Source organism: Streptomyces sp. CB01635, from assembly GCF_002803065.1.
GTDB lineage: Bacteria > Actinomycetota > Actinomycetes > Streptomycetales > Streptomycetaceae > Streptomyces.
In genome coordinates this window covers 1,346,340-1,361,290 of record NZ_NNBL01000003.1, presented here as the reverse complement: position 1 = coordinate 1,361,290, position 14,951 = coordinate 1,346,340, and the positions used below count along the sequence as shown (strand labels likewise).

Sequence of the window (14,951 nt, the reverse complement as noted above, 5' to 3'; positions counted from 1 at the left end):
ACCCATTCACCACGGCGGCCGGTATCCGGTCGTCAACGCCTTGCCGCGGTTGCGCCACTTGGGCTCCTTGTCCACGGTCTTGGCCGTGATGGAGCGGAGCTTTCGGATCACCGACCCGTACGCGCCGCTCGCCGCGCTGGACAGCTTGCCGCCGGGCGGCTCGTCCATGAACGGCATGAACTTGTCGGGGAAGCCGGGCATGGTGCAGGCGATGCAGATGCCGCCGACGTTCGGACAGCCGCCGATGCCGTTCATCCAGCCGCGCTTGGGCACGTTGCACTTGACGACCGGTCCCCAGCAGCCGAGTTTCACCAGGCACTTGGGCGAGTCGTAGGTGGTGGCGAACTGGCCCTGCTCGTAGTAGCCGGCCCGGTCGCAGCCCTCGTGGACGGTGGCCCCGAACAACCAGGTCGGACGCAGCTTGTCGTCCAGCGGAATCATCGGGGCCGACCCTGCCGCCTGGTAGAGCAGATAGGTCAGGGTCTCGGAGAAGTTGTCCGGCTGGATGGGGCATCCCGGTACGCACACGATCGGGATGCCTGCCTGGGACTTCCAGTCCCAGCCGAGGTAGTCGGGCACTCCCATGGCACCGGTCGGGTTGCCCGCCATCGCGTGGATGCCGCCGTAGGTGGCGCAGGTCCCGATGGCCACGACGGCCAGCGCCTTGGGCGCGAGCCGGTCGATCCACTCGCTCGTCGTGATCGGCTGGCCCGTCTCTGGATCGTCACCGAAGCCGCACCAGTAGCCCTCCGGCTTGATGGCCTCGTTGGGGATCGAACCCTCGACGACCAGCACGAAGGGGTCGATCTCGCCGCGCTCCCCCTTGAAGAACCACTCGATGAAGGTGTCCGCGCCGCCTACGGGTCCGCATTCGAAGTCGATCAGCGGCCAGTGGACGGCAATCTTCGGCAGCCCGGGCAGCACGCCGAGCACGATCTCCTCGATGCTCGGCTGCATGGCCGCCGTCAGGGCCACGGAGTCGCCGTCGCAGCTCAGTCCCGCGTTGATCCAGAGGATGTGAATCGTCGGGGATTCTTCCTCTGCCGGCAGACCGGGTACGTCGGAATCGACCACGGTCGGCGTTGCTGCATCCATAGGGATGCCTCCTAGGGGGAGGGATACAACGAAAGGGCACAAATCGGCCCTCGTATTCCTTGATAGCAGGCACCCGGTCAGTGCGCGACGCGGCCGTGCGCGGGCGCGCGCGGACCACCCGGACAGGTCACCGACCCGCCGCACCGGCGCGGATCAGGTGGGACGGCGCCTCGGTGGAGGGCTGCTTACGAACGAATGCACGCCGCAGCGCGTGGTACGGGGCGTGGGGATCCGAGAAGGTGCGGAGCATGCTCGAGAGCTCCGCTTCCCGGTAGAGGGACAGCGGCTTGACGGATTCGTCCCGCTCCCGTGTCTGCTTCTTCGCCGCGATGCGCTCCTGCATCCCGGAGGAATTGGCGAGCCGGACGGCCAAACGGGTCACTTCGCCCGGGAAATCCTGCGGGCAGCACTCGACGAGGCGGTCGACCAGACCCGGCCGCAGCCCCGCCGACGCGCTCACTGGCAGCGCCTCCTGCATCAGTCGGTCGGCCACGTCGGCGCCCACGCGGCGCGGCAGCGTGTAGGTCCAGTACTCGGACCCGTACAGCCCCATCAGACGGTAGTGCGGGTTGAGCACCACGCCCGCACGGCACCACACTTCGTCCGCGGCGAGGGCCAGCATGGCCCCGCCCGCGGCTGCGTTGCCGCCCAGGGCGCTGACCACCAGCCGGTCAGTGGTGGTCAGGACTGCCTCGACCAGGTCGTTCATCGCGTTGATGTTGGCCCAGGACTCGGCGCCCGGATCATCGGCCGCCTCAATCACGTTCAGATGGATTCCGTTGGAGAAGAAGTCCCGGGTGCCGCCGAGGACGAGCACGGCAGTGGGTCGCGAGCAGGCGGCCCAGTAGGCGTCGAGCAGGCGCCGGCAGTGCGACGTGCTCATGGCGCCGCCCGGGAAAGAGAAGGACAGGAACCCGACCGCCCCCTCCTCGCGATAGCTGATGTCGGACCAGGTACGCCGGTCATGGTCCGCGTCAGGCGCGAAGACGCTCTCCGGAAGGTCGGGGAGCCGGTCGGCGAGGGCCTCGACGGCCGGCAGTTTGAACGGCCTGGGCTGCCCCGGTCTGCGGCGGGGCCTCAGTTCGGGAATCCATACGGCGCCGTCCACTGTCGCCCGGCAGATCGCCCCGGCCCTGGTGGCGAGCAACTCCCCTGGGCGCCCCTTCAGTTCGTCCTCCGGGTAGCCCCCGTGCAAGTGCCACTCATCACCCAGGAGTTCGTCCAGCACGCCTGGGGACGAGTCGGCAGCGCGCAGCTTGCGCAACACGGTCTCGGTGCTGTCCCGCGCCCAGCGGATGCGCCGCAGGCCCTGGGGGTAGGAGGGGCGGGTTCCTGCCGCCGCCCTGTTCCTCACCTGGGCCTGGGGCAGGGGCGAATAGGTGCCCGAGGCGAATCGGTCGACGGCCAGGAGCACCGCGTCCAACGCGGCGTCCGACACCTCGTTGCGGTACAGGTCGCTCTTGCCGACCGGAGACACCGGGAAGCCGGCCGATGCCCACACGTGGCCGGCGTCCATCTCGCCGTTGGCCTGGAGCACGGTGACGCCCCAACGGTCAACGCCCGCGCTGATCGCCCAGTCGAGCGAGGAGGGGCCCCGGTCACCGACGGGTCCGGGGTGAACGATCAGGCAGGTGTGTTCCCGCCACACATCCTCTGGGATGGCCCTCTTCAGCATGGGCGCGATGACCAGCTCCGGCTTACAGGCGCCGAGTGCGCCGCGCAGCGCATCGTCACTGGATGCGAGATGCACGTCCAGGCTGTGGCCTCGGTCCCGCAACTCGGCGTGGACGCGCTGAGTGAGACTGTTGAACGCGCTCGCCACCAGCAGAATGTGCACGGCAACCTCCCGTAGCCCCGCGGCTGCAAGACCGGAGCGGGTCCGGTCGGGCGCCAGCCTCGGGCACGGGGCAGGAGGCACACCGAAGCCGGGCCGCGTCGTCACTCCAAAGCGCAGAGATTGACGACCACTCGGCGCACGTGCGAGTCGTCGACAGCGGCACCTCCGGCAGCGTGATGTGCTCGGCCGCCGAGCCGATGCCCGCTCGGACCATCCGGCCGTTTGCAGAGCGACGGCCGCCGGCGGGCAGGCCCTCCACCGCGCTCGCCGCCACGGTCGGCCCGAGGACGCCGCCCTCGATGCCGGCCATCGCGTCGACCCGGACCCGCTGCGGCACCGGCCGGTTCCCGCACAGCTTCAGCACCACACTCTCGATGGCCGGCACGCCGAATCCGGCGCCGGGCACCAGGCGCCTGCCGGTCGCGACTGCCTCGTCATGCGCGGCCGGCACCTCGGTCACGGCGGACAACTCGTTGGACAGGTCGAGGTAGTGGGTGCCCGGCGGGCAGGCCCGAACGATGGGCAACGCCGTCGCAGTGAACGGGCCGATCGTGTTCACCACCACGGCGGGTGCGCCGGAGGCTAGGTGCTGAGCCATGGCCTCGGTGGTGGCAGCCACCAGCGTGCGGTGCTGTCCGTCAGGCGTGTCCGCCACGTCCCGCAGGCGCGAACCATCACGTCCCACCAGGACCAGCGGCAGCTGCCGCGCCGCCGGACCAGGGGCGATCACCCGGCCGGCCCGGCCCGTGGCCCCCAGGATCCAGATCTCGTTCACCGGCAAGTCACGCCAGGAGAAGCCGCATGAGCGTCAGGTCCAGCCACCGGCCGAACTTCGTTCCGACCTCACGCACCGTGCCGGCATGCTGGAAACCGAAGCGTTCATGCAGCCGGATCGAGGCGGTGTTGCTGCCTTCGATTCCCGCGATCACCACGTGGTGGCCGGCCTTGCGCGCGCCGGAGATGAGTACGGTCAGCAGCGCGGATCCGATGCCGAGCCCGTGGAGTCCCTCTCGGACGTAGACGGAGTTCTCCACCGTGTGGCAGAACCCGTCGAAGTCCTTCCACGGGCCGTAGACCGCGAACCCGGCGACCTCGCCGTCGACCTCGGCCACGAACGCCGAGCCACGGTTCAGGTGTGTGGTGAGCCAGGCGGCCGCTTCGGCGGACGTCTGGGTTCTGGTCGTCCAAAGGGCCGTGGAGTGCTCGATCGCGTCGTTGCGGATGACGCGCACAGCCTCGGCGTCACCGACGCATGCCGTGCGGACGCTTACCGCCACCCCCGACTTCTCGTATATTAGATCCATGTCCAACATGGTAGACCCACTGGTGGCGCAGATCGCGGCCCGCATTCGCGTCGAGCGGGAGCGACGCCGGTGGACCCTGGCCCGGCTCGCCGAGGAGTCGGGGGTGTCCCGCGCCATGATCCACCGGATCGAGCGCGGAGAAAGCAGCCCCACCGCCGCGATCCTGGGCAAACTGTCCGCCGCCTTCCAGCTCAGCGTCTCCTCCTTGTTCGCCCTCGCCGAAGGCGCGGCCGAAGCACCGGCCGACGGCGGGTCCCCCGTCGGCGAGAGCGAGTCTGGAGGGGTGCGCCGCCGGGGCGAGGCAGTGGAGTGGACCGATCCCGCCACCGGGTACCGCCGCCGCCAGATCACCGGCCTGGAATTCCCCACTGAGGTCGCCGAGATCCGCCTGCCCGCCGGTGCCCGCGTGCCGTATCCCGCCGCCGCCTTCGCGTTCCTGCGCCAGGTGGTCTGGGTGCTCGACGGACATCTGACCTTCCACGAGGGCGATGCGGTGCATGAACTCGACGCGGGGGACACGATCGAACTGGGCGAACCCTCCCCGCGCGTCTTCGCCAACACCAGCACGGACGAATGCCGCTACGCCGTCATCCTGGCCCGGGGGACAAAGCCGTGAACCTGGCCCTGAGCTGATGACAGGCAGGCGCGCGGACCTGGCCCGTGCAGGGGCGTGGCCCTCCTTGCTGTACCGGAAGCCGGTGGGGTTCAGCGGTGTCGGGGACCCGCCCCGCCCCAGACAGCCGGAGCACAGAGGCAGAGCGAGAGCCGGAGGCAGAGTCCCGTGTCAGCGCCCCGCGCGCGCCGTGTGGGCGAGGTCCATGTCCGTCGTCTCCGGGGCCAGGAAGTGGGAGACCAGACCGCCGAGCGCGAGCACCGCCGCGCCGACCAGCAGGACGAATCGCGGGCCCACGTGTTCCAGTCCCATCGGCAGCAGGAACGTACCGATCGCGGCACCCACCCGGCTGATGGCCGCCGCGAATCCGACGCCCGTGGTGCGCAGCGCGGTGGGGAAGACCTCCAGCGGATACACCGCCGTCAGCGCGCTGGACGCCGCGTTGAGGAAGATGAAGAACAGGAAGCCACCCACCACTACAGGTGTGACGTCCGGCCACATGGCCACCAGAGCGAGGCAGACCGCCGTGATCCAGAACGGGGGGATCAGGAGCTTGCGGCGTCCGATGCGTTCGACCACGAGGCAGCCGAGCGTCACACCGGCGACGGCGGTGAACGCGTAGACGAGGAGTGCGGCGACCGCGTTGTCGCCCATGTTCAAGGCCTCGAACACCTCGCTCCAGAAGGCGCCGATCGCGAAGTACGGCAGGACGAGCGCCGCCCAGAACGTGCCGGCGAAGACGGTCGCCCGCAGGTGCTTGCGGCTGAACAGGGCCCGGAATCCCGCCTGTTCACCGGTCTCGGCGAGTTCGGCGTCCGCGTCGATCTCGATGCCGTACCGCTCGATGAGCGTCTGGGCCTCCTCGGTGCGGCCCTTGCTGAGGAGCCAGCGCGCCGACTCCGGCACGCCCCCGCGCAGTGCGAGACAGACGACGGCGACGACCGCGCCGCTGGACAGGGACCAGCGCCAGCCGCCGTCCATCTCGGCGAACAGGGCACCGACCACGGTGGCCAGGGCGTATCCCACGTACCAGCTGATCTCCAGGCTGCCGAGCAGTCGGCCGCGGCCCTTGCTGGGCGCGTACTCGGACAGCAGGGGCGCGCCCACCGCGTACTCGCCGCCGATCGCCAGGCCCATCACCAGGCGGATCAGGAAGAGTTGGGTGCCGTCCGCCACGAAGAACTGAGCCACCGAGCTGATCAGGAAGATCAGCATGTCGACCATGAAGACGGGGCGGCGCCCGAACCGGTCGGCGAGCCAGCCGAAGACCGGTCCGCCGAAGAAGATGCCGATCAGCGGTGAGGCTCCGACCAGGCCCTGAGCGACCGTGCCCAGGTGCAGGTCCGCGGTGAGCGCGGTCATCGCCATGCCGATGCCGCCGATGACGTAGCCGTCCAGGCCCTGGCCCAACTGGGTCGCGGTCTTCAGGCGGAAGTGCAGCCGGGCCCGGTCGCGGGGGCTGCCCGCCGCGGGCGAGCCGTGGGGGCGCTGGGAGACAGGCGTCATTGCCATGGGGACTCCGTAGGTTGTGGGGGCAGGGGCGGGCCGGGATTCAGGGGGTGGGCCAGTCCAGGGCTACGTACTTGGTCTCAAGGAACGCCTCGATTCCTTCGCGGCCTCCCTCGCGGCCGATGCCGGACTGCTTGACGCCGCCGAAGGGGGCGGCCGTGTCGGAGATCAGGCCGCGGTTGAGGCCGACCATGCCGGCCTCCAGACGCTCGGCGATCCGCAGTCCGCGGGCCAGGTCGCGGGTGTAGACGTACGAGGCGAGGCCGTACGCGGTGTCGTTGGCGGCGGCGAGCATCTCCTCCTCGTCGGTGAAGGTGACGATCGGGGCGACCGGGCCGAAGACCTCGGTGTGCAGGATGTCGGCGTCGGCGGGGACGTCGGTGAGGACGGTGGCCGGGTGGTACCAGCCTCCGTCGGCGGGGACCTCGCCCTGCGCGGCGATCCGGGCGCCGCGGTTCACGGCGTCGGCGACGAGACCGGAGATCCGTTCCACCGCCGTCGGGTTGATCATCGGGCCGAGGGTGACGCCCTGGGCGAGGCCGGGCCCGGCCTTGACCTCACGCATCGCGGCGCCGAACTTCTCGGTGAACTCTGCGGCGACGTCCGAGTGCACGTAGAACCGGTTGGCGGCGATGCACACCTCTCCCCCGCCGCGCATCTTGGCGTCCATCGCACCGCGTACGGCGGCGTCGATGTCGGCGTCGGCGAGGACCACGAACGGGGCGTTGCCGCCGAGTTCCATCGTCACGTTGACGACGTGGTCGGCACACTGGCGCAGCAGGACGCGGCCGGTGGCGGTGGAGCCGGTGAAGGAGAACTTGCGGACACGCTCGTCGTCGAGCCAGGCGGAGACGGTCTCGGGGGCGCGGTCGGTCGGCAGTACGTTGAGCAGGCCGGCCGGTAGTCCGGCCTCGGCCAGCAGCGCGGCGACGGCCAGCGCGGTCAGGGGTGTCTCGGGGGCCGGCTTGAGCAGGACGGGGCAGCCGGCCGCGAGCGCGGGGGCGATCTTGCGGGTGGCCATCGCGGCGGGGAAGTTCCACGGCGTCACGAACGCGGTGACACCGACGGGCGCCTTGAGGATCGCGTGCCGGAAGCCGCCCGCCGGTGCCTCGCCGAAGCCGGAGCCGATGCGCACGGCCTCCTCGGCGAACCAGCGGAAGAACTCGGCGGCGTAGCCGACCTCGGCCTTGGCGTCGCGGTACGCCTTGCCGTTCTCCAGGGTGATGAGCCGGGCGAGGGCGTCGCTGTGCTCGTGCATCAGGCGGAAGGCGCCGGTGAGGATCTCGGAGCGGCGGCGGGCCGGGGTGCGCCGCCACTCCTCGGCCGCGGCCGACGCGGCGTCGAGGGCGTCGGCCGCGTCCTGCGCCGAGGCGGCGCCGACCTCGCGGACGACCTCGCCGGTGGCCGGGTCGTACACCGGGTACGTGCGGCCGTCGGACGCGGCGCGCCACTGCCCGCCGATCCACAAGTCTCCTTCTCCATAAGGCGACTTGACGATGCTCTCGATATCGGTGGCGAGGTCGGTTTCGACGGCGAGGTCGATGTCCATGGACTGCTCCTTGCACCGGGTCGCGGGCGCTCAGGGCGCACGGAACCGGCAGGTGGAAGAAAGTGTTGCCAAGCAGACCGGCCAAAAAGGGCGTGCCGAAGGGCAGGCCCGGTGCGGGGCGGGGACGTCTCTGGGGTCTCTGTCCGTCGCGCTGGGGCCGGGATGCGAGGAATTTACGGGCCGTCAACCGCCTGGAACAAGACGTCTGTGGCGATCGAGACGTGAGTTGCGCTCAGCGCAACCGCTCCTCCGTGCCTCCGTCTACTGCCGCGGCTCCCAGCCGAGCTGGGCCGACACCTTCGCCGCGGCGGCCGCAGCGGCCCGTCCCGCGTGGTCGAGGCGCGCCGCGAAACGCTCGGCGGGCGCGGTGACGTTGAGAGCGGCCACGACCCGGCCGCGGAAGTCGCGCACTGCGGCGGAGACGCCGACGAGCCCGGGCTCGAACTCCTCGACCTCGCGGGCGAACCCCTCCGCCTCGGCCCGCCGGATGCGGGACCAGAGGTCGGGCACCGACACCTCTTCGGTGGCCCCGAACCGCACATACAGCTCGTCGGGGCTGGCGCCCTCCAGAAGCACCGGCCCCGCGGAGGTGATCCAGGCGGAGCAGCCGCGGCCCTCCCATTCGCGCAGCCGGTAGGAGTGCCCGGACACCGAGAGCAGGGTGCGCACCTCCCTGTCGTGCAGCACGCACAGGTGGGTGGTCTCCTCCAGGTCAGCGGCCAGCCGGTGCATGACCGGCCCGGCCACGCGCACGACCCGGCTCTCCGAGGTCCGCGCGACCAGCGAGAACAGCCGCCAGCCGAGCCGGTACTCGAGGCTGTCGGGGTCCCGCTCGACGATGCCCTCGTCGGCGAGGGCCTTCAGCGCCCGGGACACCTGGCTCTTGTCGCGCCCCACCAGCTGGGCTATGCGTACGACACCGAGGCCGCCGGTGCGGTGGGCCTCGGGCGAGCCGAGGGCTTCGAGGAGGTCGACGTCGCGGCGCAGGCCGTGGCCCTGGCTGCGGACGGACCGGGGGGCGTTCGCTTCGTTCACGCTCGCATCGTAAAGGCGTCGGCCTGCCGGCGAAGTGCCTGGTCAGAGTGTGGTCAGGCGAGGGGTCGGCGCGGGTGGGAGCGTCGGGGTTGCGCGCATCGCAACCCCGGTTTCGATTTCCGGTGCGAGCTTGCACACCTGTCGCGCGGCGACCTAGTTTCGCCGGGCAGCCAGCCGAAGGCGGGTACGTCCCGCCGGTGCGGCTACGTCTCGTGCCGCGAGTCGGCACACCCTCCAACTCGTCCGGCGCGCCAGCCTGTTGGGCCTTCTGCGCCCCTGGCCTGATCCCACCCTGTCCCGCCCTGATCCTCGTACGGGAGCACCACCATGCCCTTTGCCTCCACCGCCCTCATCGGTGAATCCTTCGTGGGCGACGGCGTCAACGCCGCGCACACCAACATCGTCCTCGGCCGCAAGGGTGGTCCGGTGGAGACCGCGTGGTCCACCGCCCTGGCCACGCCGAGCGCGGGGCACGTGCCGTTCATGACGGTCGTGCGCCCCTCGGTGCCGGTGAAGCCGCTGACCCTGTTCGTCAACAAGGCGGCGGCCGACGGGGAGCTGCACGAGCGCGCCACCTGGGGCTCGGCCCAGGCGGGCCTCGCACAGGGCGTCGCCGACGCCGTGCTCGACGGGACCGTCCCCGCCGGCGAGGCGGACGACCTGCTGATCATCGCCGCGATCTGGGTCAACCCGGGCGTCGACGACCTCGACGAGTCCTTCCGTAACCAGCGTGTCGCCGCCCACCAGGCGCTGCGCGCCGCCGTCGAGGGCCGGCCGACAGCCGGGGACGTGATCGACGCGGTCAAGTCCGGTGTCACCAACCCGTTCTACACGCCGTCGGCGCAGCAGCTTGCGGACTCGGCGCCCGAGGCCTGACCCTCCGCGCAACTCCCCATCCCTGCACCACACTTACGGCATTTCCCTCACACCCTCGTACGCCGCTGCAGTAAGGAAAGATCATGAGGATCGGATTCATCGGTCTCGGCAACATGGGCGGCCACATGGCCCGTCATCTCATCCAGGCGGGGCACCAGGTGACGGTGCACGACACCCGCCCCGAGGCCGCCGCCGAGCACGTGACACTCGGTGCCGCGTGGGCGGAGACCGCCGCTCTGTGCGCGAGCGACGCCGAGGTCCTGGTGACGATGCTGCCCAACCCGCGCATCGTCGAGGACGTGCTGCTGCGCGGCGGGGTCGCCGAGGCGCTGCCCGCCGGATCCCTGTGGATCGACATGTCGACGTCCACGCCGGCCGCCGCCGACCGGGTCGCCGCCGAGGTGCTCCACAAGCGCGGTGTGCGCCGGCTCGACGCACCGGTGAGCGGTATGGCGCACGGCGCCAAGGCCGGGATGCTGCAGATCTTCGTCGGTGGCTCCGACGCCGACTTCGCGGCGGCGCTGCCCGTGCTCGAGGTGATGGGTGACCCCGACCGCATCCTCCACGTGGGTCCGCTGGGCGCCGGTTACACGGTCAAACTCATGATCAACCTGCTCTGGTTCACCCACCTCACGGCCTCCGCCGAGGTCCTGGCCATGGGCGTGAAGGCGGGCGTCGGCCTGGACACCCTGCGCAACGCGCTCCTGGCCAGCCCGGCCGCCTCGAACTTCCTCGAGAACGACATCATGTCGATCCTGACCGACGGGGACTACGACGACTCGTTCGCCATGGCACTCGCCTGCAAGGACCTCGGGCTCGCCGTGGACCTGGGCCGCGACATCGGCGTCTCCACCGAACTGTCGGCCCTGGTCGAGCAGATCTACCGACGCTCCAAGGCCCAGCACGGCGACCTGGCGGGCGAGATGAGCCCGGTCCGTCTTTACGAGTCCCTGGCGGGCCAGGAATTCCGGCTCCCGGCGACGCAGGCACGGGAGGCGGGCACGCCGGCGGCCGTGTGACCGAGAGGGCCGGGTGGCATGAGGTAGCACTTGGGCCCGGTGCCAGTCGTGGCACCGGGCCCAGGTGGTGGGCTCCCCCGCACTTCCCTGCCCGCCTCCGTTCGACTCTGTGCCCGCGCGCGCTCGGTCGGGAGGGCACAGCATGTCGGTGTCAGCCGTACGGGAATGAGTTCTTGCTGCTCGGCCTGGTAGGACAGATCGCCAACAGCACCGTCGACCGTGACTCCGACGACGCCGACAACATCACCGCTCACTAGGCCGGCGCCGTGGCGCCGGAGCACTTCTGACCAGACAGGTCATTCGACAGGCACGTCCGGCCGGATGATCGTCACCGGGCACGGGGCGTGCTGCGCCACCTGCTGACTGACCGAAGCGAGCAGCGCCCGTCGGAAACGGCCGTGGCCACGGCCGCCCACGACCAGCATCTCGGCGCCCTGGGCGGAATCCACCAGCACGTCGGCCGCATTGCCACGCACGAGGCGTTCGTGCACCAGGGAGCCGCCGTTCTCGCCGAGGACAGCGCGGACCTCCGCGACCAGACCTTGCTCGGCCTGCCCCTCGTCGAAGTCGGCGTCCACCGCCGGGGCCGACCACGACGCCATACCAGGTACCTCCCACGCCGACACCGCCTCCACCCTCCCACCCACCAGGTCCGCGTACCGGACCGCCCAGCGCAGCGCGGCCTGCGAAGAGGGCGAACCGTCGATGCCCACTACGATCCTCGGCAGCCTGTCCATCGCGTTCACCCTTTCAATACCTTTACCTCCACAGTGTCCGAAACCCGTACACACCGCCACGCGAGGCGGCCCGCAGTCAGCCACGGGCCGTATCCGCCGGGGAGCGGCCCGTCAGCCCGTTGCCCGCCCGCTCTACCCGACCTCGGCGGTGACCGCCACGGGACGCCGGCGACATCGGACGCCCGGATCGCGTCCAAGCGCGGATCGTCCGCCCGTACCCAAAAATCACGACGGGTGCGCACGGAGTCGAGTTCGTGTCCGGTCAGCGCCGGTTCAGGAACATCGCCAGCTCGGCCGACACTTGCTCGTACCACCTTCAGTTGTGCGGATTGTGCGATGTAGCGTCCGCCTTCCTGGCCGGGCGTGCTGCAATGCTGACGAATTTCCGATGATGGACGGGAGTGGAGGTTGGGGGTGGACGAGAGACCGCCTCAGCGGCTTCGTATCGAGGTGCTCGGGCCGTTACGGGCCTGGCGGGGCGAGACACCCCTGGACCTGGGGCCGGCCAAACGGCAGGCAGTGCTCGCCGCGTTGTTGCTCCGCCACGGGGCCGTGGTGAGTCACGAGCGGCTGCTCGACGGAGTGTGGGGGGCCGATCCTCCCGCAACCGGTCACAAGGTGCTGGCCAGTCACGTCAATCCGCTGCGCAGAGCACTCGACGCCGCAGGCACCCGGCCCGCCGAGTCGGTGATCCTCAGCGGCAAGGGCTGGTACCGCTGCGCGGCCGACTTCATCCGTCTCGATGTGGCGGACCTGGCCCCACGGGGCGACGAGGCGCTGCGAACGAAGGCATCGGGCGATCTGCCCAGCGCCGCGGACCAGCTGTCGGCAGCGCTCGCGCTGTTCCAGGGCGAGCCCTTGGCCAACCTGCCGGGACCGTTCGCGCAGGCCGAGCGGCAACGTCTGCTCGAGCGCCGGCGAACGCTGCGGCTGGCCCGGCTCGAATGTCTCGTTCTGCTCGGCCGGTTCGCCGATGCCCTGGACGACCTGGCCTGCCTGCCCGAGTCCGATCGGTACGACGAGTCGCTGATGGCGTTGCGGATGCGTGCCCTGTACAGCTGCGAGCGCCAAGCGGAGGCCCTCAACGCCTATGAGGACTTGCGTGTACGGCTGCGCGACGAGCTCGGCGTCGATCCCGGTGAGGAGCTCAGCCGGATCCACGACGCCGTGCTGCGACAGGACAACGCGTTTCTCCTGGGTCCCGCGGCGGGCCCGGCCACTGCGCCGGACCGGTCGCGGCTTCGCCCCGCCGTCAATCAGCTGCCGGGCGACACCGGGCAGCTCGTCGGGCGTGAGGACGAACTGGCTCTCCTGACGGTGTCCTGCGAGCCCGACTCGGTCTCCGTCGTGGCGGTGGACGGTCCGGCAGGAGTCGGCAAGACCGCGCTCGTCGTGCGCGCGGCCCAGCACATCCGCGACCGCTACCCGGACGGCTGCCTGTTCGTGGACCTGCACGCGCACAGCACGGCGCGTCAGAAACTGTCGCCGCAGCGAGTGCTGAGGCGATTGCTGCGCTCCATCGGTGCTGACGACCGTGAGGTGCCGAACGACCTCGACGAACTCATGACTCACTGGCGCACGGCGACCAGCTCCCTGCGGCTTCTTCTCGTGCTCGACGATACTCTGGGCACGCGGCAGGTACAGCCGCTGCTTCCGGCCGGCCCGGGCAGCAGCGTGATCGTGGCCAGCCGGCAGCGACTGCCCGCACTGGATGCCGATCGGCGGGTCACCCTGGACACTCTGGGCACCGGCGACGCGACACGCCTGATCCGGCACATCGTCGGGCCGGAGCGCACCGACCAAGAGCCCGAGGCGACCGGGGAGTTGGTCCGGATGTGCGACGGACTGCCGCTGGCACTGCGCATCGCGGGTACGCGACTGCAGACCCGGCCGGCCTGGACCCTGGCGTACCTCGTGGAACGCATGACGGGCGACGCCCACCGTCTGGGCGAACTGAGCGCCGGGGACCGCAGCGTGGAGGCGGCCTTCCGCCTGTCCTACGAGCAGCTCTCGCCGACGCAGCAGCAGGGATTTCGCACCCTGGGCCTGGCACCGACGGTCGAGTTCGACCTGCGGACTCCAGCGGCCATGCTGGGCTGGTCGCCCCAGGACGCCGAGCTGGTCCTGGAGAGTCTGGTGGACACGAGTCTTCTGCAGCAGCCGCGTCCCGGCCGCTACCGGATGCACGACCTGGTGCGCGTCCACGCGCGGCGGCTGGCCGAAACCGCAGCCGCCGAAACCGGCGCCGCGCGCAGGGCCTCCCTCCGCCTCTATCTCGACGCCGCCCGGATCGCCAGCGCATGGGGGTCCGACGCTTTCCCCAATGGTCCGCAACCCGCTGGAGCTCCCTTCACGCAGTGGAGGGACGCAACCCTCTGGCTGGACTCGGCCGGCGCGGAGCTCGTTGACGTCGTCGGACACGCCGCGGCGTTCGGCGAAGCCGACTACGCATGCTGGATCGCCGAGGCCCTGACCGGCCACTTTCTCAGCCGGCGCCGGTTTCACGAGTGCCAGACCGCCCTCGAGATCGCGCTCACGCAAGCGGACCGGGCCACCGACCGGCGTATGGAGCTCTCGCTGCGCAACGCGCTCGGCCTCACCCTCATGCACCGGGCCCGTTTCCCGGAGGCGCTCACCTGCCTCGACCAGGCACTGGCACTCAGCCGTGAGCGCGAGGACGGCCGCGAGGAGGCCCGGGCCCTGGTCGGACTGGGGGCCATGGCCGGGCTGGGAACCGCCGGGCCGAGCACGGAGCGAGGCAGACAAGGAGCCTCCTGGCTCGCCTCGGGACTGGCACTGGCTCAGCAGTGTGACGATCACTGGCTCGCCGCGATGGCATCCTTCGCCCTCGGGCTCGTCCACCACGCCCAGGGGCACCATGAGGAAGCGCTGGCCTGCTTCCGCACCGCGTTTGCCCCCAGCATGATCCTCGGCCACCCGCGCGCGATCAACAGGGCCCTCACGTCCACCCTCGACCTCTACCTCTACCTCGACCGCCCCGGGACCCAGACCCTGCTCCGTCAGGTGGCCAGCCTCATTCAGGAAACCGGCGACGTCCCTCTGCACACCCTCACCCTGACCAGGCTGGGTACAGCAGAGCACAGCGCAGGAAACCTGAGCGCCGCCTCGGCCGCCTACCAACACGCTCTCGCGCAGCACCGGACTCTGGCACCACGAGACGATCCCGATCACGGCCGCAATGAGATGGACATCCGCTGCCGGCTGGGCCACTCCTACTACGCGGCGGGCCGGATCACGGATGCGAGAGACCAGTTCCGCACTGCACTCGCCATTCCCGGCGCCGCCAGGTATCCAAGAGAGCACGCGCAGGCGGTCGAAGGGCTCAGTCGCTCCGAAACTCTCGAGCAGTGACACGC

Annotated in this window: 12 protein-coding genes; 4 read left to right on the top strand and 8 right to left on the bottom strand. The window is 70.5% G+C overall.

The window, feature by feature from the left end; all coding sequences use genetic code 11:
- Nucleotides 1-6: 6 nt before the first annotated feature.
- From CG723_RS14380 to CG723_RS14365, 4 genes are all read right to left on the bottom strand, one after another.
- Nucleotides 7-1,095 carry a hydrogenase expression protein HypE gene (locus tag CG723_RS14380; RefSeq protein ID WP_100593647.1) on the bottom strand — a complete coding sequence of 363 codons (1,089 nt, stop codon included), beginning with the start codon at nucleotides 1,093-1,095 and terminating at the stop codon, nucleotides 7-9.
- 127 nt (nucleotides 1,096-1,222) lie between these two features.
- Nucleotides 1,223-2,932: an enoyl-CoA hydratase-related protein gene (locus tag CG723_RS14375; RefSeq protein ID WP_100593646.1), complete on the bottom strand. Its 1,710-nt coding sequence runs from the start codon at nucleotides 2,930-2,932 to the stop codon at nucleotides 1,223-1,225.
- Complete coding sequence (locus CG723_RS46185) at nucleotides 2,826-3,713, bottom strand: hypothetical protein (RefSeq protein WP_159032452.1); 888 nt, start codon at nucleotides 3,711-3,713, stop codon at nucleotides 2,826-2,828. Before CG723_RS46185 ends, CG723_RS14375 begins: the two co-directional genes overlap by 107 nt.
- 1 nt (nucleotide 3,714) lies before the next feature.
- Nucleotides 3,715-4,236: a GNAT family N-acetyltransferase gene (locus tag CG723_RS14365; RefSeq protein WP_100593644.1), complete on the bottom strand. Its 522-nt coding sequence runs from the start codon at nucleotides 4,234-4,236 to the stop codon at nucleotides 3,715-3,717.
- On the opposite strand from CG723_RS14365, the gene CG723_RS14360 reads away from it, so the two are divergent.
- Nucleotides 4,235-4,852: a helix-turn-helix domain-containing protein gene (locus CG723_RS14360; RefSeq protein ID WP_100593643.1), complete on the top strand. Its 618-nt coding sequence runs from the start codon at nucleotides 4,235-4,237 to the stop codon at nucleotides 4,850-4,852. The two genes, CG723_RS14365 and CG723_RS14360, sit on opposite strands and share 2 nt — an antisense overlap.
- A 168-nt stretch (nucleotides 4,853-5,020) precedes the next feature.
- Here the strand turns inward: CG723_RS14360 and CG723_RS14355 are convergent, their stop codons facing one another.
- The 3 genes from CG723_RS14355 to CG723_RS14345 form a co-directional block, all read right to left on the bottom strand.
- A complete protein-coding gene (locus CG723_RS14355) occupies nucleotides 5,021-6,361 on the bottom strand; it encodes an MFS transporter (protein ID WP_100593642.1) in 1,341 nt (446 codons plus the stop codon).
- 40 nt (nucleotides 6,362-6,401) lie between these two features.
- Nucleotides 6,402-7,907 carry an NAD-dependent succinate-semialdehyde dehydrogenase gene (locus CG723_RS14350; RefSeq protein WP_100593641.1) on the bottom strand — a complete coding sequence of 502 codons (1,506 nt, stop codon included), beginning with the start codon at nucleotides 7,905-7,907 and terminating at the stop codon, nucleotides 6,402-6,404.
- Between the two features lie 261 nt (nucleotides 7,908-8,168).
- Nucleotides 8,169-8,942, bottom strand: a complete 774-nt coding sequence (locus CG723_RS14345) for an IclR family transcriptional regulator (RefSeq protein WP_100593640.1) — start codon at nucleotides 8,940-8,942, stop codon at nucleotides 8,169-8,171.
- 327 nt (nucleotides 8,943-9,269) lie between these two features.
- Here CG723_RS14345 and fae point away from each other — a divergent pair, with 327 nt between their 5' ends.
- Complete coding sequence (fae, locus tag CG723_RS14340) at nucleotides 9,270-9,818, top strand: formaldehyde-activating enzyme (RefSeq protein WP_100593639.1); 549 nt, start codon at nucleotides 9,270-9,272, stop codon at nucleotides 9,816-9,818.
- 83 nt (nucleotides 9,819-9,901) lie between these two features.
- The gene (locus CG723_RS14335) at nucleotides 9,902-10,837 is read left to right on the top strand and encodes an NAD(P)-dependent oxidoreductase (RefSeq protein WP_100593638.1); all 936 of its coding nucleotides are present in this window, start codon (nucleotides 9,902-9,904) and stop codon (nucleotides 10,835-10,837) included.
- Between the two features lie 296 nt (nucleotides 10,838-11,133).
- On the opposite strand, the gene CG723_RS14330 is transcribed toward CG723_RS14335, so the two are convergent.
- The gene (locus CG723_RS14330; RefSeq protein WP_199841773.1) at nucleotides 11,134-11,574 is read right to left on the bottom strand and encodes a universal stress protein; all 441 of its coding nucleotides are present in this window, start codon (nucleotides 11,572-11,574) and stop codon (nucleotides 11,134-11,136) included.
- A gap of 414 nt (nucleotides 11,575-11,988) precedes the next feature.
- On the opposite strand from CG723_RS14330, the gene CG723_RS14325 reads away from it, so the two are divergent.
- On the top strand, nucleotides 11,989-14,946 hold the full coding sequence (locus CG723_RS14325; protein WP_234374291.1) for an AfsR/SARP family transcriptional regulator: 2,958 nt from the start codon (nucleotides 11,989-11,991) through the stop codon (nucleotides 14,944-14,946).
- The last annotated feature ends 5 nt before the right edge of the window (nucleotides 14,947-14,951 follow it).